The following is a 21,495-nucleotide window of genomic DNA, read 5'->3' as shown; positions in this document are numbered from 1 at the left end:
TGCCCGGTCACACCGGGCTTAAAGAGATGAACCGTCAGGCCAGACGGTTTCCGGGTACAAACCACTCCCGGCGCGAATTAAGCAGATCCTGCGCACTCATGGCTTTTTTGCCGGCAGGCTGCAAAGAGACGAGATTCAGGATGCCGTCGCTTGTTGCAACCTGGATACCCTGACGGTTCGCTTCCAGAATTGTGCCTGGTTCAGCGTTAGCGGGCGTATCGATCACCGTCGCCTGCCAAATTTTTACTGGTTGCTCGTCGATGACGATATAGCTCATTGGCCACGGGTTAAAGGCGCGTATGCAGCGCTCCAACTGAGCGGCCGAAAGTGACCAGTCGATACGGGCCTCTTCTTTACTGAGTTTCTCTGCATGCGTAACCAGTGATTCATCTTGTACCACGGGTTTTATCGTGCCAGCAGCCAACTGTTTTAGCGTTTCAATCAGCCCCTGAGGCCCCAGGTCCGCCAGCTTGTCGTATAAAGAACCGCTGGTATCTTCTGCCGTAATCGGGCAGGAGAGCTTAAGCAACATATCACCGGTGTCGAGACCAACATCCATTTGCATGATGGTAACGCCCGTTTCGCTATCGCCAGCCCACAGTGAACGTTGAATCGGTGCTGCGCCACGCCAGCGTGGAAGCAGGGAACCGTGAACGTTGATACAACCCAGGCGCGGCATTTCCAGCACGGCTTTTGGCAGAATCAGTCCATATGCCACTACCACCATCACGTCTGCGTGTAAATCAGCAACCAACTGTTGGTTTTCCTGAGGGCGAAGAGAGACGGGCTGGAAAACCGGTATCCCTTTTTCTTCTGCCAACACTTTTACCGGGCTGGGCATCAGCTTTTTACCGCGTCCCGCAGGGCGGTCCGGTTGGGTAAACACGCCAACGACGTTATGTCCAGAAGACAACAGCGCGTCAAGGTGACGCGCTGCAAAGTCAGGTGTACCCGCAAAAATAATACGTAGTGAGTCTGACACGTTGATTCTTGTCCTTAAGCTCGGGCGTTCAGGCGGTCGAGTTTTTCAACTTTCTGACGAATACGTTGTTGCTTCAACGGAGACAGATAATCGATAAACAGTTTACCGACCAGGTGATCCATTTCATGTTGAATGCAGATAGCGAGCAGGCCATCGGCTTCCAGTTCAAAAGATTTACCGTCGCGATTGAGCGCACGAATTTTTACTTTCTCAGCGCGTGGGACTAATGCACGCTGTTCGGGGATAGACAGGCAACCTTCTTCAATACCGGTTTCGCCATCTTTCTCCAGCAGCTCTGGGTTGATTAAAACCAACTGCTCGTCGCGATTTTCAGAGACATCAATAACAATGATGCGCTGATGGATGTCGACCTGTGTTGCCGCCAGACCGATACCCTCTTCTGCGTACATCGTTTCGAACATATCATCAACGATACGCTGAATTTCTGCATTCACTTCTTCAACCGGTTTTGCGACTTTGCGAAGGCGCTCGTCCGGAATATGTAACACTTGCAAAACTGACATAGTTATCCAGAGTTGTGTTCAGGAGTTGAAAAGATTATTACCTCTATTCTAGACAAAACCCCCTCTGATTGACAGCATCAGTGACCAATCGCAAAGATTGCCAGGACTGCTTGTGGCAGGGGAGCAGGGATGACCCAAATTGAAATTTGGCTACGTTTAGCGCAAGTGAATGAACTGTATGGTGATGAGATGGTGCGCCTTGCCCACTGGCTCAATGCCCAACCCTGTATTAACAACACGATACTCCAGCACGCAGGATTATCTTCCCGCCAGGCCAAGCGCTTTCTAACCTTTTCAGAACAGTTACTGGAAAAAACGCTGCGTTGGTTGGAGCAGCCGAATCACCATTTAGTGGTTGCCGACAGCGAGCATTATCCGTCCCAGCTGCGCGCGATTGAAGATTATCCTGGGGTACTTTTCGTTGCCGGTACTCCCGCATGCCTGCATTCATTTCAGGTGGCCGTCGTCGGTAGTCGCCAGCATTCATGGTATGGCGAACGTTGGGGGCGATTATTTTGCGAAAAGCTTGCCGCGTTTGGGGTGACGATAACCAGTGGGCTGGCCCGGGGAATTGATGGCGTGGCGCATAATGCGGCGATAAACCGACAAGGCACGAGTATTGCGGTGCTGGGAAATGGGCTTGAGACCATTCATCCACGACAGCATGTCCGTCTCGCCGAACGTCTGATCGATTCCGGAGGCGCATTGGTGTCTGAGTTCCCATTAGATACGCTCCCGCTGCCGCGCAATTTTCCCCGACGAAATCGCATTATCAGTGGTCTAAGTAAAGGTGTCCTGGTCGTTGAGGCCGCGCAACGTAGCGGTTCATTGGTCACGGCACGCTGTGCGCTGGAGCAGGGGCGGGAGGTTTTTGCTTTGCCTGGGCCGATTGGGAGTCCGGGAAGTGAAGGCCCACATTGGCTTATTCAGCAGGGAGCCACGCTTGTGACCGCACCAGAGGAAATTCTGGAAAATTTGCAATATGGGCTGCAATGGTTGCCAGATGAACCTGAAAAATCAATTTATTCGCCAGATCACGAAGAGGTGGCATTGCCATTTCCTGAGCTCCTGGCTAACGTAGGAGATGAGGTAACACCTGTTGACGTCGTCGCTGAACGTGCCGGCCAACCTGTGCCAGAGGTAGTGGCTCAACTACTCGAACTGGAGTTAGCAGGATGGATCGCAGCTGTACCCGGCGGCTATGTCCGATTGAGGAGGGCATGCCATGTTCGACGTACTAATGTATTTGTTTGAGACATATATCCATAACGAAGCTGAGCTGCGAGTGGATCAGGACAAACTGGAACGGGATCTTACCGACGCTGGTTTTGATCGTGAAGACATCTACAACGCGTTACTGTGGCTGGAAAAGCTTGCTGATTATCAGGATGGCCTTGCCGAACCTATGCAGCTAGCATCTGATCCTCTTTCTCTGCGTATTTATACGGCAGAAGAATGTGAACGGCTGGATGCGAGTTGTCGCGGATTCTTGCTATTCCTGGAGCAGATTCAGGTGCTAAACCTCGAAACGCGAGAAATGGTAATTGAGCGCGTACTCGCGCTGGATACGGCAGAGTTTGATCTGGAAGACCTGAAGTGGGTGATCCTGATGGTGCTATTCAACATTCCAGGTTGTGAAAATGCCTATCAGCAAATGGAAGAATTACTCTTTGAAGTGAATGAAGGTATGCTGCATTAATCAATCTTCATTCAGTATGAGTTGTTATGGCTAAATCAGCACTGTTTACGGTGCGTAAAAACGAGCCCTGCCCACAATGCGGGGCTGAACTGGTTATTCGCTCCGGGAAACACGGCCCGTTTCTCGGTTGTTCACACTATCCAGAATGCGATTATATCCGTCCGCTGAAATCATCTGCAGACGGGCATATTGTCAAAGTTCTGGAGGGTAAGTTTTGCCCTGCATGTGGCGCTGAGTTGGTATTGCGACAGGGGCGATTCGGTATGTTTATCGGATGCAGTGACTATCCTGCATGCGAGCACACCGAGCTTATCGACAAGCCAGATGAAACAGCAATAGTCTGTCCTCAATGCCAGACCGGTCACCTGGTCCAGCGGCGTTCCCGTTATGGCAAAACTTTTTACTCCTGCGATCGCTATCCGGAGTGCCAGTTTGTTATTAACTTCAAACCGTTAGCTGGAGAATGTCCAGAGTGTCATTATCCGCTACTCATCGAAAAGAAAACCGCGCAGGGTGTGAAGCATTTCTGTGCCAGTAAACAATGTGGAAAGCCGATTTCGGCGGAATAAAAAAGTGAATAATAACCTGCCCACAGGCCCTATCGCTGCTGCAATAGAGGTACTGAACCAAGAGAAAGTCATCGCCTATCCAACAGAAGCTGTATTTGGTGTCGGCTGCGATCCCGACAGCGAAACGGCAGTAAGTCGTTTGTTGGAATTAAAACAACGTCCGGTCGAGAAAGGCTTAATTTTGATTGCGGCCAACTTTGAGCAACTTAAGCCCTATATTGACGATAGCTCGCTTACTGATACTCAACGTGAGGCTATCTTCGCTCGCTGGCCTGGTCCCGTCACCTTTGTTTTCCCGGCGCTTGCGACTACACCTCGTTGGTTGACCGGTCGTTTTGATTCGCTGGCCGTGCGTGTCACCGATCATCCGCTGGTGGTTGCACTGTGCCAGGCTTATGGCAAACCTATAGTTTCCACCAGTGCTAATTTGAGTGGCTTACCGCCTTGCCGAACGGTAGAGGAAGTCCGCGCGCAGTTCGGTACAGACTTTCCCGTTGTTGAAGGAGAGACCGGAGGGCGATTGAATCCTTCGGAGATCCGTGATGCACTGACGGGTGAACAGTTTCGACAGGGGTAATATGAAAGAAGCCTATGCTGTTTTTGGTAATCCGATAGCGCACAGTAAATCGCCTTTTATCCATCAGCAATTTGCAGAGCAACTGAAGATTGATTACTCCTATGGACGTGTACTGGCGCCGATCAATGACTTTGTGAATTCGCTGAACGCCTTTTTTGCTGAGGGTGGTAAGGGGGCAAATGTCACCGTTCCTTTTAAAGAAGAGGCGTTTGCGCGTGCCGATGAATTAACAGAGCGGGCATCGCTAGCTGGAGCAGTTAACACCCTTAAACGGCTGGAGGATGGACGTTTGCTGGGAGATAACACGGATGGTATCGGTTTATTAAGCGATCTTGAGCGTTTATCTTTCATTCGTCCCGGATCGCGAATTCTGCTGATTGGTGCGGGTGGTGCATCCCGTGGGGTATTGCTACCTCTTCTTTCTATGGATTGTGCGGTAACCATTGTTAATCGTACGGCCTACCGCGCTGAAGAATTGGCACAGCTCTTCTCTCATACCGGTAGCGTGCAGGCGGTGGGAATGGACGAACTTGATAATCACAGCTTTGATCTGATTATTAACGCGACGTCCAGCGGTATTAGCGGTGAGGTCCCGTCTATTCCTGCATCTCTTATCCATCCCTCCGTCTACTGCTACGACATGTTTTATCAGAAAGGGAATACGCCGTTCCTTTCCTGGTGTGAAAAGCATGGGGCGAAACAGTATGCCGATGGTCTGGGGATGCTGGTGGGGCAAGCTGCACATGCTGTTTTACTCTGGCATGGTGTTTTACCCCAGATTGAGCCGGTCATTAAAAGCATGCAGCAGGAATTGTCGGCATGAATCAGGCGATCCAGTTTCCCGATCGAGAAGAATGGCGGACGGATGTAAATGCCATTGTTTTCCCTGCAATGGTTCATGGTATGCAGTTAACATGTGCCATATCGGGAAAGATGTTGGCGTCCCGCTTTGGCGGCGACACGCCTGAACAGTGGCTGGAAATCTTTCGATTACATCGCTGGGACCTGGAAGAAGAGGCCGAAGCATTGATCCAGGACCAGCAGGAAGACGCTCAGGGTTGGGTGTGGTTACTCTGACTTAAATACTCATCTTTCCACTTAACATAGTTGTTAGCTGAGTATTGCAAGCCTGCTTTCTCTTCATCGCTTAATGGACGAATCTGCTTAACCGGGCTTCCCAGGTACAGATATCCACTCTCCAGGCGTTTGTTTTGCGGAACCAGGCTTCCCGCCCCAATCATAACGTCGTCTTCAACAACGACACCGTCCAACAGAATCGATCCCATGCCGACTAATACGCGGTTACCAATGGTACAACCGTGCAGCATGACTTTATGACCAACTGTGACATCTTCACCTACGATCAGCGGATTACCCTGCGGATTGGATGTAGATTTATGTGTGACATGTAGAACGCTGCCGTCCTGAATGTTTGTACGCGCACCGATTTGCACGTAGTTCACGTCGCCACGGATCGCGACCAGTGGCCAAATTCCGACATCATCAGCCAAACGAGCATCGCCAATGACGACACTACTGGTGTCGATCATCACGCGTTTTCCGATCTGTGGGAAAAGATCCTTATAAGGGCGCAGTACATCAGACATGTTTACCTCAGCGAAAATAGAGCGGTAATGAAGACTTTGGTTGGATTATCGAGACTGTGCAAGTGATTTATCTATCAAAAATCAGCCAAATTGCGCAGGAATATAGCGAAAGGGGTGAAAAACAAGCATTCAGCAAAAAAGATCCAAAAAACACTTGTGCTAAAAAATGGGATCCCTATAATGCGCCTCCATCGACACGGCGGATGTGAATCACTTCACGCAAACAGCCCGGTCGGTTGAAGAGAAAAACCTGAAAATGAGGGTTGACTCTGAAAGAGGAAAGCGTAATATACGCCACCTCGCGACAGAGCGCTAAAGCGCGTCGCAACTGCTCTTTAACAATTTATCAGACAATCTGTGTGGGCACTCGAAGATACGGATTCTTAACGTCGCAAGACGAAAAATGAATACCAAGTCTCTGAGTGAACACGTAATTCATTACGAAGTTTAATTCACGAGCATCAAACTTAAATTGAAGAGTTTGATCATGGCTCAGATTGAACGCTGGCGGCAGGCCTAACACATGCAAGTCGAACGGTAGCACAGAGAGCTTGCTCTCGGGTGACGAGTGGCGGACGGGTGAGTAATGTCTGGGAAACTGCCCGATGGAGGGGGATAACTACTGGAAACGGTAGCTAATACCGCATAATGTCGCAAGACCAAAGAGGGGGACCTTCGGGCCTCTTGCCATCGGATGTGCCCAGATGGGATTAGCTAGTAGGTGGGGTAACGGCTCACCTAGGCGACGATCCCTAGCTGGTCTGAGAGGATGACCAGCCACACTGGAACTGAGACACGGTCCAGACTCCTACGGGAGGCAGCAGTGGGGAATATTGCACAATGGGCGCAAGCCTGATGCAGCCATGCCGCGTGTATGAAGAAGGCCTTCGGGTTGTAAAGTACTTTCAGCGAGGAGGAAGGCATTAAGGTTAATAACCTTAGTGATTGACGTTACTCGCAGAAGAAGCACCGGCTAACTCCGTGCCAGCAGCCGCGGTAATACGGAGGGTGCAAGCGTTAATCGGAATTACTGGGCGTAAAGCGCACGCAGGCGGTCTGTCAAGTCGGATGTGAAATCCCCGGGCTCAACCTGGGAACTGCATCCGAAACTGGCAGGCTAGAGTCTTGTAGAGGGGGGTAGAATTCCAGGTGTAGCGGTGAAATGCGTAGAGATCTGGAGGAATACCGGTGGCGAAGGCGGCCCCCTGGACAAAGACTGACGCTCAGGTGCGAAAGCGTGGGGAGCAAACAGGATTAGATACCCTGGTAGTCCACGCCGTAAACGATGTCGACTTGGAGGTTGTGCCCTTGAGGCGTGGCTTCCGGAGCTAACGCGTTAAGTCGACCGCCTGGGGAGTACGGCCGCAAGGTTAAAACTCAAATGAATTGACGGGGGCCCGCACAAGCGGTGGAGCATGTGGTTTAATTCGATGCAACGCGAAGAACCTTACCTACTCTTGACATCCAGAGAACTTAGCAGAGATGCTTTGGTGCCTTCGGGAACTCTGAGACAGGTGCTGCATGGCTGTCGTCAGCTCGTGTTGTGAAATGTTGGGTTAAGTCCCGCAACGAGCGCAACCCTTATCCTTTGTTGCCAGCGATTCGGTCGGGAACTCAAAGGAGACTGCCAGTGATAAACTGGAGGAAGGTGGGGATGACGTCAAGTCATCATGGCCCTTACGAGTAGGGCTACACACGTGCTACAATGGCATATACAAAGAGAAGCGACCTCGCGAGAGCAAGCGGACCTCATAAAGTATGTCGTAGTCCGGATTGGAGTCTGCAACTCGACTCCATGAAGTCGGAATCGCTAGTAATCGTGGATCAGAATGCCACGGTGAATACGTTCCCGGGCCTTGTACACACCGCCCGTCACACCATGGGAGTGGGTTGCAAAAGAAGTAGGTAGCTTAACCTTCGGGAGGGCGCTTACCACTTTGTGATTCATGACTGGGGTGAAGTCGTAACAAGGTAACCGTAGGGGAACCTGCGGTTGGATCACCTCCTTACCTTAAAGAACCGACCTTTGCAGTGCTCACACAGATTGTCTGATGAAAATTAGCAGTAAGAAAATCTCTGCAGGCTTGTAGCTCAGGTGGTTAGAGCGCACCCCTGATAAGGGTGAGGTCGGTGGTTCAAGTCCACTCAGGCCTACCAAATTCTTTCTGATACCGCGTTGTGAAACGACTCACATACTGAAGTATGCTTCGCCGTTCCACGCCTTGTCTCAGCAAGAATTAAGGTGAATGAGATAACTACGATGGGGCTATAGCTCAGCTGGGAGAGCGCCTGCTTTGCACGCAGGAGGTCTGCGGTTCGATCCCGCATAGCTCCACCATCTTTACTGCAACAACCCAAGAAAACTTCAGAGTGTACCTGAAAAGGTTCACTGCGAAGTTTTGCTCTTTAAAAATCTGGATCAAGCTGAAAATTGAAACGACACACTGTGTCTGTTCTCCGTAATAAGAACAGATAAAAGGTGTGTTCGAGTCTCTCAAATTTTCGCAATCAGAAGTGAAACATCTTCGGGTTGTGAGGTTAAGCGACTAAGCGTACACGGTGGATGCCCTGGCAGTCAGAGGCGATGAAGGACGTGCTAATCTGCGATAAGCGCCGGTAAGGTGATATGAACCGTTATAACCGGCGATTTCCGAATGGGGAAACCCAGTGTGATTCGTCACACTATCGTTAACTGAATACATAGGTTAACGAAGCGAACCGGGGGAACTGAAACATCTAAGTACCCCGAGGAAAAGAAATCAACCGAGATTCCCCCAGTAGCGGCGAGCGAACGGGGAGCAGCCCAGAGTCTGAATCAGCATGTGTGTTAGTGGAACGGTCTGGAAAGTCCGACGGTACAGGGTGATAGTCCCGTACACAAAAACGCACAGGTTGTGAACTCGAAGAGTAGGGCGGGACACGTGGTATCCTGTCTGAATATGGGGGGACCATCCTCCAAGGCTAAATACTCCTGACTGACCGATAGTGAACCAGTACCGTGAGGGAAAGGCGAAAAGAACCCCGGCGAGGGGAGTGAAAAAGAACCTGAAACCGTGTACGTACAAGCAGTGGGAGCACCTTCGGGTGTGACTGCGTACCTTTTGTATAATGGGTCAGCGACTTATATTCTGTAGCAAGGTTAACCGTATAGGGGAGCCGAAGGGAAACCGAGTCTTAACTGGGCGTTAAGTTGCAGGGTATAGACCCGAAACCCGGTGATCTAGCCATGGGCAGGTTGAAGGTTGGGTAACACTAACTGGAGGACCGAACCGACTAATGTTGAAAAATTAGCGGATGACTTGTGGCTGGGGGTGAAAGGCCAATCAAACCGGGAGATAGCTGGTTCTCCCCGAAAGCTATTTAGGTAGCGCCTCGTGAACTCATCTTCGGGGGTAGAGCACTGTTTCGGCTAGGGGGTCATCCCGACTTACCAACCCGATGCAAACTGCGAATACCGAAGAATGTTATCACGGGAGACACACGGCGGGTGCTAACGTCCGTCGTGAAGAGGGAAACAACCCAGACCGCCAGCTAAGGTCCCAAAGTCATGGTTAAGTGGGAAACGATGTGGGAAGGCACAGACAGCCAGGATGTTGGCTTAGAAGCAGCCATCATTTAAAGAAAGCGTAATAGCTCACTGGTCGAGTCGGCCTGCGCGGAAGATGTAACGGGGCTAAACCATGCACCGAAGCTGCGGCAGCGACACTATGTGTTGTTGGGTAGGGGAGCGTTCTGTAAGCCGTTGAAGGTGGCCTGTGAGGGTTGCTGGAGGTATCAGAAGTGCGAATGCTGACATAAGTAACGATAATGCGGGTGAAAAACCCGCACGCCGGAAGACCAAGGGTTCCTGTCCAACGTTAATCGGGGCAGGGTGAGTCGACCCCTAAGGCGAGGCCGAAAGGCGTAGTCGATGGGAAACAGGTTAATATTCCTGTACTTGGTGTTACTGCGAAGGGGGGACGGAGAAGGCTATGTTGGCCGGGCGACGGTTGTCCCGGTTTAAGCATGTAGGCGGAGGTTCCAGGTAAATCCGGTACCTTTTAACGCTGAGGTGTGATGACGAGGCACTACGGTGCTGAAGTGACAAATGCCCTGCTTCCAGGAAAAGCCTCTAAGCATCAGGTAACACGAAATCGTACCCCAAACCGACACAGGTGGTCAGGTAGAGAATACCAAGGCGCTTGAGAGAACTCGGGTGAAGGAACTAGGCAAAATGGTGCCGTAACTTCGGGAGAAGGCACGCTGATAGGTAGGTGAAGCGGTTTACCCGTGGAGCTGAAATCAGTCGAAGATACCAGCTGGCTGCAACTGTTTATTAAAAACACAGCACTGTGCAAACACGAAAGTGGACGTATACGGTGTGACGCCTGCCCGGTGCCGGAAGGTTAATTGATGGGGTTATCCGTAAGGAGAAGCTCTTGATCGAAGCCCCGGTAAACGGCGGCCGTAACTATAACGGTCCTAAGGTAGCGAAATTCCTTGTCGGGTAAGTTCCGACCTGCACGAATGGCGTAATGATGGCCAGGCTGTCTCCACCCGAGACTCAGTGAAATTGAACTCGCTGTGAAGATGCAGTGTACCCGCGGCAAGACGGAAAGACCCCGTGAACCTTTACTATAGCTTGACACTGAACACTGGTCCTTGATGTGTAGGATAGGTGGGAGGCTTTGAAGTGTGGACGCCAGTCTGCATGGAGCCATCCTTGAAATACCACCCTTTAATGGCTGGTGTTCTAACGTGGGCCCGTAATCCGGGTTGCGGACAGTGTCTGGTGGGTAGTTTGACTGGGGCGGTCTCCTCCCAAAGAGTAACGGAGGAGCACGAAGGTTAGCTAATCCTGGTCGGACATCAGGAGGTTAGTGCAAAGGCATAAGCTAGCTTGACTGCGAGAGTGACGGCTCGAGCAGGTGCGAAAGCAGGTCTTAGTGATCCGGTGGTTCTGAATGGAAGGGCCATCGCTCAACGGATAAAAGGTACTCCGGGGATAACAGGCTGATACCGCCCAAGAGTTCATATCGACGGCGGTGTTTGGCACCTCGATGTCGGCTCATCACATCCTGGGGCTGAAGTAGGTCCCAAGGGTATGGCTGTTCGCCATTTAAAGTGGTACGCGAGCTGGGTTTAGAACGTCGTGAGACAGTTCGGTCCCTATCTGCCGTGGGCGCTGGAGAATTGAGGGGGGCTGCTCCTAGTACGAGAGGACCGGAGTGGACGCATCACTGGTGTTCGGGTTGTCATGCCAATGGCACTGCCCGGTAGCTAAATGCGGAAGAGATAAGTGCTGAAAGCATCTAAGCACGAAACTTGCCCCGAGATGAGTTCTCCCTGAGACTTTGAGTCTCCTGAAGGAACGTTGAAGACGACGACGTTGATAGGTCGGGTGTGTAAGTGTAGCGATACATTGAGCTAACCGATACTAATGAACCGTGAGGCTTAACCTTACAACGCCGAAGATGTTTTGGCGGATTTGAGAAGACAGATTTTCAGCCTGATACAGATAAGATTAACCGGCGAAAAGCGGGTTAATAAACAGAATTTGCCTGGCGGCTGTAGCGCGGTGGTCCCACCTGACCCCATGCCGAACTCAGAAGTGAAACGCCGTAGCGCCGATGGTAGTGTGGGGTCTCCCCATGCGAGAGTAGGGAACTGCCAGGCATCAAATTTAGTGTGCTGATATGGCTCAGTTGGTAGAGCGCACCCTTGGTAAGGGTGAGGTCCCCAGTTCGACTCTGGGTATCAGCACCAGTTTTTCGGTTAAAGTTCGGCACTTAGAAAAGAATTTGTCTGGCGGCTGTAGCGCGGTGGTCCCACCTGACCCCATGCCGAACTCAGAAGTGAAACGCCGTAGCGCCGATGGTAGTGTGGGGTCTCCCCATGCGAGAGTAGGGAACTGCCAGACATCAAATAAGTGAAAAGGCCATCCGAAAGGATGGCCTTTTTGCGTTATGTTTCTTGCTAACCCGTAGGCCCGGTAAGCGCAGGCCACCGGGCAAAACAGAAGATTAATGAATCACCTGCGACAGGAATGCCCGCGTACGTTCTGACCTGGGATTGGCAAAAAACTCATCCGGTGGCGCCTGCTCTACAATCTCGCCAAGATCCATAAAGATCACCCGGTCGGCCACTGTGCGGGCAAATCCCATTTCATGGGTAACGCACAGCATAGTCATACCCGATTGCGCCAGACCGATCATGGTATCAAGCACCTCTTTCACCATTTCAGGATCCAGCGCTGATGTGGGTTCATCAAACAACATAATTTTAGGTTTCATACATAACGAACGTGCAATGGCCACACGCTGCTGTTGCCCGCCAGAGATTTGTCCTGGATATTTATGCGCATGTTCAGCAATACGAACTCGCTCAAGGTAGTGCATTGCCAACACTTCAGCCTCTTTTTTCGGCATCTTTTGCACCCAGACTGGCGCCAGCGTACAGTTTTGCAAAACCGTCAAATGAGGAAAGAGATTGAAGTGTTGAAAGACCATGCCAACCTCTTGCCTGACACGCTCAATATTGCGAATGTCCTCATTGAGTTCAATCCCATCCACCACAATACGTCCTTGCTGATGCTCTTCCAGATGGTTAATACAACGGATAGTTGTCGATTTACCCGAGCCGGAAGGACCGCATAAGACGATACGCTCTCCTTGTTTTACCTGCAGATTGATGTTTTTCAAAACGTGGAACTGTCCGTACCATTTGTTGACGTTTTCCAGCGTAATCATCGCGTCGGTAGACGGCCTTAATAATTGGTTCATAAATTCCTCAGTGCGGTGTACGCCCGGTATTAAAACGTTTTTCCAGATGTTGGCTGTAACGCGACATACTGAAACAAAAGATCCAGTAAATCAGTGCGGCAAAAACATATCCTTCCGTCGACATACCCAGCCATGCAGGATCCACGGTTGCTTGTTGCACGCTGCTGAAGAGATCAAACAGGCCGATGATGATGACCAGACTGGTATCCTTGAACAGGGCAATAATCGTATTAACCAAACCAGGAATAACCAGCTTGAGGGCTTGGGGAAGAATGACCAACCCTTGGGTTTTCCAGTACCCCAGAGCCAGTGATTCAGCCGCTTCATACTGACCTTTTGGCAAGGCCTGTAATCCCCCACGAACCACCTCTGCAACATAGGCTGACTGGAAAAGAATGACACCGACCAGTGCCCGGATAAGCTTGTCGATACTGGTCCCCTCAGACATAAACAGAGGCAGCATGACAGAGGACATAAACAGGACGGTGATCAACGGTACGCCGCGCCAGAACTCAATAAAAATCACGGATAAAATCCGCACGACGGGCATATGAGAACGACGCCCCAATGCCAGTAGAATCCCCCACGGGAGCGCACCCGCAATACCGACGGATGCGATGATAAGCGTCAGCGTTAACCCGCCCCACTGCCGGGTTTCTACTCGCTCAAGCCCGAAAAAACCACCGTACATCAACCACCAGACCACCAAAGGATAAACGACTGCCCAAACGGCGATATAACGACCACGGTGGGGAATGGTTTTCCAGAACATGGGAACGATTGAGACCAGGCCAATCAGCAGGGCCAGATTAATGCGCCAGCGCTGATCGTGTGGGTAAAGTCCATACATGAATTGTCCGAAGCGTTCATGAATGAACACCCAGCAGGCCCCCGCTTTGGTACAGTCAGCTCGGGTAGAGCCTACCCAGTTGGCCTGAAAAAATACCCAGTTCAACAGCGGTGGAAGGAAGGACCAAATTAGCCACACGCATAGCAGCGTGAGCAGGCTATTTGACCAACTGGAGAACAGGTTTTTGCGAACCCAGAACAGACAGCGGCTTGCCGGGTTACTGCTCTGGCGCGAGGGGTGAGACAGTAGTGCTTTTGTCATCATGGCTCCTTAGCGCTCGATCAGTGCGATACGACGGTTATAAATATTCATCAGTAGAGAAATGCTCAGGCTGATGATCAGGTACACCGACATCGTGATGGCAATAGTTTCAATGGCTTGTCCCGTTTGATTGAGTACCGTGCCGGCAAACAGGGAAACCATATCCGGGTAGCCAATGGCGGCAGCGAGCGATGAATTTTTAACGATATTCAGGTACTGACTGGTTAGTGGAGGAATGATGACGCGCAGCGCCTGCGGGATGATGACCTGGCGGAGCGTCACCGGATTTGGCAAACCCAGAGAGCGTGCTGCCTCATGTTGGCCATAAGGAACAGCCTGAATTCCTGCCCGAATTATTTCTGCAATAAACGCTGAGGTATACACTGAAAGCGCCAGCGTCAGAGCCGCCAGTTCAGGTATAAGCACCATACCGCCACGGAAGTTAAAACCGCGTAGTTCGGGGATATCCCAGTGAAGTGCCGCGCCAAAAAACCATTGTGAAATCATTGGCAAGAATACGATCAACGCCAGAGCTGTGGGCCAGGTACGGCGTAACTGACCGGTTTTGATCTGGTGCATTCTGTTGAAACGGAATAGCCCGAAGGTGACAACGACGGCAATAAGGACCGCGGTACAAAAGGCAAAAAGACCTTCTCCCATTTGCGGCGCCGGAATATACAGCCCCCGGTTGCTCAGAAACATTAAATCCAGCGCGTTAACCGCCTGACGTGGGCCGGGCAGGTTACGTAATACGGCAAAATACCAAAAGAAGATCTGCAATAGCGGTGGGATATTGCGGAACGTTTCGATATAGACCGTGGAGAGCTTTCGCAATAACCAGTTATCTGACAGGCGTGCCAGCCCGAGAAAGAAACCGAGAAATGAAGCGAAGACGATACATAGTGCGGAAACTAACAGCGTATTAAGCAGACCGACCAGGAACACGCGGCCATAGGTATCGCCTTGCTCGTAATCAATCAGATGCTGGACGATACCAAATCCGGCGCTGCGGTCGAGAAAAGAAAATCCCGAGGTAATACCGCGACTGCTCAGGTTATTAATCGTGTTATGAATGAGATAGACCGCAATGCTAATGACCGCAATGACGGCGAGTATTTGGAATAACCAGGCGCGGACCGCAGGGTTAGAAAAGGATAGCGATCCTTTTACGGTTGAGCGGCGATGAAGCATAAGAAAACCTCGGTAACAATGACTCTGGGCTGAGCGCCGCAACTGCGGCGCCCGTTACATCACGTTGCATTAGCGCACCGGTGGCGCATATTGAATGCCACCGTTGTTCCAGAGGTTGTTCTGTCCACGTTTGATCTTCAATGGACTTTCCGATCCAACGTTACGTTCAAAGATCTCCGAGTAGTTACCTACTTGCTTAATAATGTTATAAGCCCATTTGTTATCAAGCTTCAGATCCTTACCATAATCCCCTTCTTTACCTAACAGATGCGCCATATCCGGCGTTGCAGGATTAGCCGCTTTTTCGTCAACGTTTTTCGAGTTAACACCCATCTCTTCCGCATTCAGCATGGCGAACAGCGTCCAGCGAACAATGGAGAACCATTCATCGTCGCCACGACGTACAACCGGACCTAAGGGTTCTTTAGAAATAACTTCTGGCAGGACAATCCATTCTGCAGGATTGCTCAGCTTGATTCGCAGGGCGTACAACTGCGACTGGTCGGAGGCCAGCGTATCACAACGTCCTGATTCCAGTGCCTTAGCCGATTCATCCGAGCGGTCAAAAGTGACAGGGGTGTACTTCATATTGTTGGCTTTAAAGTAGTCAGCCACGTTCAGTTCGGTATCGGTTCCTGCCTGAATACACACCGTTGCGCCATCCAGTTCTTTGGCGCTCTTCAGGCCGGCTTTATTGTGGGTAAGAAAACCAATGCCATCGTAATAGGTTACGCCAGTGAAAGACATGCCCATACCTGCATCACGAGAGGAGGTCCATGTGGTATTACGCGAGAGCATGTCGACTTCGCCCGACTGTAACGCGGTAAAACGTTCCTTGGCGGTAAGTGGGGTATATTTTACTTTGGTATCATCACCAAATACGGCGGAGGCAACGCCTCGGCATACGTCGACATCAATACCTGAAAACTTACCGTTCGCATCGGCGTAAGAGAAGCCAGGCAACCCGTCACTGATCCCGCATTGCACAAACCCTTTTTTCTTTACGGCATCAAGTGTTGCGCCGGCATGCGCCTGATTTGCAATCGCAAGGAGCACGCCGGCTGCAGCCAGGCTGGCTATTATCATCTTTTTCATAGAGCATCCTGTGTGGAGGAATTATTGTTATGAAAACGTTCTGAAAACGTCTTTTACCGGTCTGTGGCTTTGGCCATACTCTTTTAAGCAAAGGTAGTGCCAGGTTTTTGCGCTCGATTATTCGGCGCAATATGCAGAGTGTAGACAGGAAAAAATAAATGCAGCGCCCTGAAGTGGTGCAAAATTGAAACGTAAGCCACATTTCAGCGCAAAAATTTTAAAATCAGACAGGACGCGTGATAACGATTTCGGACGTTAATATTGATCGCGTGAGAATAATGAAAAGAAAACGCGGTGTAACAAAGAACAGGAAAAATGCTAATTTCAAATCGTGGATATGTGAGGGATATCTATAATAATTTTATTATTCAGGAAGAGCTATAAACCAACGTTTTGTCTTATATGTGAATTTTATTTTATTGCTAAAAGCGCGGTAACCACCGCGCCTTTAAAACCTTTAAGAAGAGTTATTTGGTCAGGGCAACTATCCCAAGCGTCAATCCGGCAACGGCGGCTGCGCCACCAGCGATGGCACCGGCTGTTTCCCAGTTATCCTGCGTGGTGCCTTTCATACAGGTATTGGTATGAACCAGGCGTCCCTGATCGTCGTATACAGGTACGCAGGGAGAATCGTGTGCACAACCGGCAAGAAACGCGGTAAGCAATGCAACGGATATTAATCTTTTCATGATGTTACCTCAAAAATAAGCGTTTCGCTAATTGAGCAAAGACAAACGCTAAGCCATCTGCGAACTCGGTCATTATTTTACCACTTCTTAAAAAAAGACTGACAGGAGGAATAATCTCAATTCATGTGGATTGTAAAAATAATGGATAAAAAGAAAGGTTGCGGGTGGGTTTGAAGGAACGACTTAAATGAAATAAATGGCTATCTTATTAATAAACAAAGAGAGAGTGTACTGATGAAAAAGGCGTCCGTAGACGCCTTTATTTTACAAATTAATCAGTGTGCCGACTAAAACGCCGTCTGACGACAACAAAGAAGACGGGAACAAAGAAGATCGCCAACAATGTTGCGGTTAGCATTCCCCCCATTACACCTGTACCGACCGCATTCTGCGCACCGCTACCCGCACCGTGGCTGATAACCAGAGGCATAACCCCCAGAATGAAGGCCAGAGAGGTCATCAGGATAGGGCGAAGACGCATGCGGGATGCCTCCAACGTCGCTTCGATCAGTCCTTTGCCCTCTTTATCCATCAGGTCTTTGGCAAACTCGACGATCAAGATGGCGTTTTTAGCCGAGAGACCGATAGTGGTTAGCAACCCAACCTGGAAATACACGTCGTTATTCATCCCACGTAGCGATGCTGCTAACAGTGCGCCAACCACGCCAAGCGGTACAACCAGCATCACCGAGAACGGAATTGACCAACTCTCATACAATGCGGCAAGGCAAAGGAAGACAACGATGAGCGAGATGGCATACAGCGCAGGCGCCTGGTTCCCCGAGAGTCGTTCCTGATAGGACATACCCGTCCAGTCATGGCCGATACCGTTAGGCAGTTTCTCAGCCAGACTTTCCATCAGCGCCATCGCTTCACCGGTGCTTCGGCCTGGGGCCGCTTCCCCTAACAGTTCCATTGAAGGCATGCCGTTGTAACGTTCCAGACGTGGTGACCCGTAGATCCAATGTGCGGAACTGAACGTGGAGAACGGTACCATTTCGCCATTGGCGCTACGAACATACAGATTATTGATGTCTTCCGGCAACATACGGAATTTGGCATCGGCCTGTACGTACACTTTTTTCACGCGGCCACGGTCTATGAAGTCATTGACGTAATAGCCACCCAGCGCAGCGGAGATGGTTTCATTAATATCGGACAGCGAGACACCAAGGGCCTGGGCTTTTTCCTGATCAACATCCAGTTTGAACTGCGCGGTATCCTCGAGACCATTTGGACGCACGCGAACCAACAGGTCAGGATGTTTAGCAACCATGCCCAAAAGTTGGTTACGTGCTTGCGTTAACGCGGTATGTCCCAGCCCGCCCTGGTCAATCAGTTCGAAGTCGAAGCCGGTTGCGGTACCCAGTTCAACAATGGCTGGCATGTTGAAAGGGAACACTAAGCCATCACGAATCTGGCTAAACGCGCGGGTTGCTCTGGCGATAATCGATTCAACGTTATTCTCGTCGCCACTGCGTTCTTCCCAGGGCTTGAGGCTGACAAACGCCATCCCTGAGTTTTGCCCCTGTCCGCTGAAGCTAAAGCCGTTAACCGTAAAGACGCTTTCGACGTTGGCTTTCTCGTTATTCAGGTAGTAGTGGGTAACCTGATCCAGCACTTTCTGGGTTCGCTCTTGCGTTGCGCCGGCCGGAAGCTGAATCATCGTCAGGAATACGCCCTGATCTTCTTCTGGCAAGAAGGAGGTTGGAAGGCGCATAAACAACACCGCCATCCCAATCACGATAACCAGGTAGACGACCAGGTAACGCCCGGTTTTACGCACAATACCGCTGACGCTATTGGTGTAATGATTGACGCTGTGATCGAATTTGGCATTAAACCAGCCAAAGAAACCGCTTTTATTCTCGTGATGTTCAGCTGATACCGGCTTCAACAGCGTTGCACAAAGCGCGGGAGTCAGGATCAGCGCTACCAGCACTGAAAGCGCCATTGCAGAAACGATGGTGATAGAGAACTGCCGATAGATAGCCCCGGTTGAGCCGCCAAAGAAGGCCATCGGGATAAATACCGCAGACAGCACCATGGCGATACCGACCAGCGCGCCCTGAATTTGTGACATGGATTTTTCTGTCGCCTCTTTGGGCGGCAGATTATCTTCCATCATCACACGTTCCACGTTTTCCACCACCACTATCGCATCATCAACCAATAGGCCGATGGCGAGTACCATGCCGAACATCGTCAGGGTGTTTATGGAGTAGCCAAACGCGGCAAGCACGGCAAATGTGCCCAACAATACAACAGGCACGGCAATGGTTGGAATGAGCGTAGCCCGGATGTTTTGCAGGAACAAATACATCACGAGGAATACCAGTATGATTGCTTCAAACAGCGTTTTCACGACCTCATGAATGGATATAGTGACGAACGGCGTGGTGTCATACGGGTAGACCACCTTCATTCCCTGCGGGAAGAACGGTTGCAGTTCAACCAGCTTGGCTTTGATAGCGTTAGCGGTATCCAGCGCGTTTGCGCCGGTTGCCAGTTTGATCCCGAGACCGGAGGCTGGTTTACCGTTAATACGCGCGACCACGTTGTAGTTCTCACCACCCAACTCAATACGCGCGACATCCTTCAGGTGAACAACCGAACCATCGCTGTTGACGCGTAACGTGACCTTCCCGAATTCTTCAGGATCTTTCAGGCGTGTCTGCGCGATGATTGAGGCGTTAAGCTGCTGATTAGGCAACGCAGGCGTACCGCCCAACTGACCGGCGGCAATCTGATCGTTCTGCACCTGCAACTGATTGATCACATCAACCGGTGTGAGCTGGTACTTATTCAACAAGTTTGCATCCAGCCAGATGCGCATAGCGTACTGCGCACCAAACAGCTGCACGTCACCCACACCATTCAGACGGCTGATTGAATCTTTAACGTTCGAGGCGACGTAGTCGGAAATGTCATCCTGCGTGGTTTGTGGGTTGTCAGAAACGAAACCCGCGACCATCAAAAAGCTGCTACTTGATTTCTCGACGCTGATCCCCTGCTGCTGAACTTCTTGCGGCAGTAAGGGGGTGGCGAGCTGCAGCTTGTTTTGCACCTGAACTTGCGCGATATCGGGGTCGGTACCGGACTGGAAGGTCAGCGTGATGGTCACACTCCCGGCAGAATCGCTGGTGGAGGACATATACATCAGGTTATCGATACCGTTCATATTCTGTTCGATAACCTGCGTGACGGTATCCTGCACCGTCTGCGCATCCGCACCTGGATAGGTGGCGGAAATCGATACGGCAGGGGGCGCGATGGTCGGGTACTGCGCCACGGGCAGTTGCATGATTGCCAGAGCGCCCGCCATCATCAGAATGATGGCCAGTACCCAAGCAAAGATAGGACGCCTGATAAAAAAGTTAGCCATATCCGGTTACCTTATTGGGCTTTCGTCGCAGGGGTTTCGGTATCGGCGGTTGCTTTAACCTGAACGCCAGGGCGTGCTTTCTGTAAGCCGCTCACGATAACTTTGTCACCGGGTTGCAGACCTTCGCTGATGAGCCATTTGTCACCAATAGCTTGAGCGGCGACAACTGTCCGCGCTTCAACCAGGCTCTTGTCGTTAACGACCATCACGGTGGCATCGCCGCGTGGCGTGCGCGTTACACCCTGCTGCGGAACAAGAATGGCATTCGGTTGGACGCCTTCATCAATGCGCGCGCGCACAAACATGCCTGGCAGCAGCGTGTGCTGTGGGTTAGGGAATACGGCTCTGAGAGTGATTGATCCGGTGCTTTCATCAACCGTCACATCAGAAAATTGCAATGAGCCTTTCAGCGGATATGCCTGACCATTTTCCATCACCAGTTCGACGGTACTGCTGGCGCTGTCTTTATGCAGACTACCTTGTTCAATAGACTGCTTGAGGCGCATAAAGTCGTTACTGGACTGCGTGACGTCGACATAGATAGGATCGAGCTGTTGCACGGTAGCAAGCTCAGTTGCCTGACCATTCGTGACCAATGCGCCTTCGGTGACGTTAGATTTACCGATACGTCCGCTAATGGGCGATGTTACTTTGGTGTAGGCCAGGTTGATACGTGCGCTTTCGACCGCCGCTTTTGCCGCGATTACGGAGGCATCAGCCTGGCGGGCATCAGCAATTGCCTGATCGTACTCTTGCTGGCTGATGTATTTAGTGCCAACCAGCGGCACATAACGTTTTACCGTTAAATGCGCGATAGCGGCGGCCGCTTCGCTCTTTGCCAGTTCGCCTTTGGCGCTGTCATAGTCAGCCTGGTAAGTCGCTGGATCGATCTGATAAAGCGATTGACCGGCTTCAACATCGCTCCCCTCGGTGAAATTCCGTTTAAGTACAATTCCGCTAACCTGAGGACGGACTTCTGCAATACGGAATGCTGTGGTGCGCCCGGGTAATTCGGTCGTCACGGCTAAAGGGGCCTTTTCGACGACATGGACAGTCACCTGCGGCTCTGCGGGATGTGCTTGTGTTTCTCCCTGATCGTTACAACCGGCGAGTAATGCAGCGGAGATGATGATGAATGAGGGCAGGAGTGAAAACCTGGCATTTTTCGTCATTTCTATTCCTTAAAAAACCGAACGCTCGTTATTAACCGGGTAACAGCGGAGGTGATAACGCGCACAAGAAAAATAATAGTTGGCTATCCTACAAATTATTAGCTTGCGATGTAAGCAATACTTATTTATGGGC

At 50.9% G+C, this 21,495-nt stretch carries 16 protein-coding genes, 3 tRNA genes and 4 rRNA genes; 13 read left to right on the top strand and 10 right to left on the bottom strand.

What is annotated here, in order from left to right:
* Nucleotides 1-34 precede the first annotated feature (34 nt).
* Together fmt and def are read right to left on the bottom strand one after the other, a co-directional pair.
* On the bottom strand, nt 35-982 hold the full coding sequence (gene fmt / locus FOB24_RS22855; protein ID WP_121529618.1) for a methionyl-tRNA formyltransferase: 948 nt from the start codon (nt 980-982) through the stop codon (nt 35-37).
* A gap of 14 nt (nt 983-996) precedes the next feature.
* The gene (gene def / locus FOB24_RS22850; RefSeq protein ID WP_038634641.1) at nt 997-1,506 is read right to left on the bottom strand and encodes a peptide deformylase; all 510 of its coding nucleotides are present in this window, start codon (nt 1,504-1,506) and stop codon (nt 997-999) included.
* A 129-nt stretch (nt 1,507-1,635) separates the two neighbouring features.
* Between def and dprA the strand changes: the two genes are divergently transcribed.
* Genes dprA through FOB24_RS22820 form a run of 6 tightly spaced genes read left to right on the top strand, consistent with a single transcriptional unit; the run spans nt 1,636 to nt 5,428 of the window.
* Nucleotides 1,636-2,760, top strand: a complete 1,125-nt coding sequence (dprA, locus tag FOB24_RS22845) for a DNA-protecting protein DprA (RefSeq protein ID WP_038634638.1) — start codon at nt 1,636-1,638, stop codon at nt 2,758-2,760.
* A complete protein-coding gene (gene smg, locus FOB24_RS22840) occupies nt 2,732-3,205 on the top strand; it encodes a DUF494 family protein Smg (RefSeq protein ID WP_038634635.1) in 474 nt (157 codons plus the stop codon). The genes dprA and smg overlap by 29 nt, the downstream gene beginning before the upstream one ends.
* Before the next feature lie 26 nt (nt 3,206-3,231).
* Nucleotides 3,232-3,774, top strand: a complete 543-nt coding sequence (locus tag FOB24_RS22835; protein ID WP_069325294.1) for a DNA topoisomerase family protein — start codon at nt 3,232-3,234, stop codon at nt 3,772-3,774.
* 4 nt (nt 3,775-3,778) lie between these two features.
* Nucleotides 3,779-4,351 (top strand): L-threonylcarbamoyladenylate synthase type 1 TsaC, encoded by a 573-nt coding sequence (tsaC, locus tag FOB24_RS22830; protein ID WP_137351504.1) that lies wholly within the window; start codon nt 3,779-3,781, stop codon nt 4,349-4,351.
* Nucleotide 4,352: 1 nt separating this feature from the next.
* Entirely contained in the window at nt 4,353-5,174 is an 822-nt protein-coding gene (aroE, locus tag FOB24_RS22825) for a shikimate dehydrogenase (protein WP_087856968.1), read from the top strand.
* Nucleotides 5,171-5,428 carry a DUF1488 family protein gene (locus FOB24_RS22820; protein ID WP_150345491.1) on the top strand — a complete coding sequence of 86 codons (258 nt, stop codon included), beginning with the start codon at nt 5,171-5,173 and terminating at the stop codon, nt 5,426-5,428. Before aroE ends, FOB24_RS22820 begins: the two co-directional genes overlap by 4 nt.
* Here the strand turns inward: FOB24_RS22820 and FOB24_RS22815 are convergent.
* Nucleotides 5,404-5,958: a gamma carbonic anhydrase family protein gene (locus tag FOB24_RS22815; protein ID WP_038634622.1), complete on the bottom strand. Its 555-nt coding sequence runs from the start codon at nt 5,956-5,958 to the stop codon at nt 5,404-5,406. The two genes, FOB24_RS22820 and FOB24_RS22815, sit on opposite strands and share 25 nt — an antisense overlap.
* Before the next feature lie 469 nt (nt 5,959-6,427).
* Here FOB24_RS22815 and FOB24_RS22810 point away from each other — a divergent pair.
* The 7 genes from FOB24_RS22810 to rrf (FOB24_RS22780) all read left to right on the top strand — a co-directional run bounded on the left by FOB24_RS22810 (nt 6,428) and on the right by rrf (FOB24_RS22780) (nt 11,857).
* Nucleotides 6,428-7,967 (top strand): 16S ribosomal RNA (locus FOB24_RS22810).
* Between the two features lie 71 nt (nt 7,968-8,038).
* Nucleotides 8,039-8,115: transfer RNA gene (locus tag FOB24_RS22805), tRNA-Ile, on the top strand.
* 105 nt (nt 8,116-8,220) lie between these two features.
* Nucleotides 8,221-8,296, top strand: a tRNA-Ala gene (locus FOB24_RS22800).
* A gap of 198 nt (nt 8,297-8,494) precedes the next feature.
* Nucleotides 8,495-11,399, top strand: a 23S ribosomal RNA gene (locus tag FOB24_RS22795).
* Between the two features lie 98 nt (nt 11,400-11,497).
* A 5S ribosomal RNA gene (gene rrf, locus FOB24_RS22790) occupies nt 11,498-11,613 on the top strand.
* Nucleotides 11,614-11,627: 14 nt separating this feature from the next.
* A tRNA-Thr gene (locus FOB24_RS22785) sits at nt 11,628-11,703 on the top strand.
* A 38-nt stretch (nt 11,704-11,741) separates the two neighbouring features.
* Nucleotides 11,742-11,857, top strand: a 5S ribosomal RNA gene (gene rrf / locus FOB24_RS22780).
* Together the 16S, 23S and 5S rRNA genes with 3 tRNA genes alongside form the textbook arrangement of a ribosomal RNA operon.
* Nucleotides 11,858-11,960: 103 nt before the next feature.
* Here the strand turns inward: rrf (FOB24_RS22780) and FOB24_RS22775 are convergent.
* The 7 genes from FOB24_RS22775 to FOB24_RS22745 all read right to left on the bottom strand — a co-directional run bounded on the left by FOB24_RS22775 (nt 11,961) and on the right by FOB24_RS22745 (nt 21,362).
* Nucleotides 11,961-12,719, bottom strand: coding sequence for an amino acid ABC transporter ATP-binding protein (locus FOB24_RS22775; RefSeq protein WP_038634423.1), 759 nt, complete (start codon nt 12,717-12,719; stop codon nt 11,961-11,963).
* Nucleotides 12,720-12,726: 7 nt separating this feature from the next.
* On the bottom strand, nt 12,727-13,830 hold the full coding sequence (locus FOB24_RS22770) for an amino acid ABC transporter permease (protein WP_038634420.1): 1,104 nt from the start codon (nt 13,828-13,830) through the stop codon (nt 12,727-12,729).
* Between the two features lie 9 nt (nt 13,831-13,839).
* Complete coding sequence (locus FOB24_RS22765) at nt 13,840-15,021, bottom strand: amino acid ABC transporter permease (protein ID WP_038634418.1); 1,182 nt, start codon at nt 15,019-15,021, stop codon at nt 13,840-13,842.
* A 69-nt stretch (nt 15,022-15,090) separates the two neighbouring features.
* Nucleotides 15,091-16,116, bottom strand: coding sequence for an amino acid ABC transporter substrate-binding protein (locus FOB24_RS22760; RefSeq protein ID WP_087856913.1), 1,026 nt, complete (start codon nt 16,114-16,116; stop codon nt 15,091-15,093).
* A 467-nt stretch (nt 16,117-16,583) separates the two neighbouring features.
* A complete protein-coding gene (locus FOB24_RS22755; protein WP_003025292.1) occupies nt 16,584-16,805 on the bottom strand; it encodes a lipoprotein in 222 nt (73 codons plus the stop codon).
* A 271-nt stretch (nt 16,806-17,076) separates the two neighbouring features.
* The gene (locus FOB24_RS22750) at nt 17,077-20,190 is read right to left on the bottom strand and encodes an efflux RND transporter permease subunit (protein WP_085048617.1); all 3,114 of its coding nucleotides are present in this window, start codon (nt 20,188-20,190) and stop codon (nt 17,077-17,079) included.
* An 11-nt stretch (nt 20,191-20,201) separates the two neighbouring features.
* Entirely contained in the window at nt 20,202-21,362 is a 1,161-nt protein-coding gene (locus tag FOB24_RS22745) for an efflux RND transporter periplasmic adaptor subunit (protein ID WP_087856912.1), read from the bottom strand.
* Nucleotides 21,363-21,495 lie beyond the last annotated feature (133 nt).

This window comes from Citrobacter werkmanii, assembly GCF_008693645.1.
GTDB classification, from domain to species: Bacteria; Pseudomonadota; Gammaproteobacteria; order Enterobacterales; family Enterobacteriaceae; genus Citrobacter; species Citrobacter werkmanii.
This window is presented reverse-complemented; position numbering and strand designations above follow the sequence as displayed.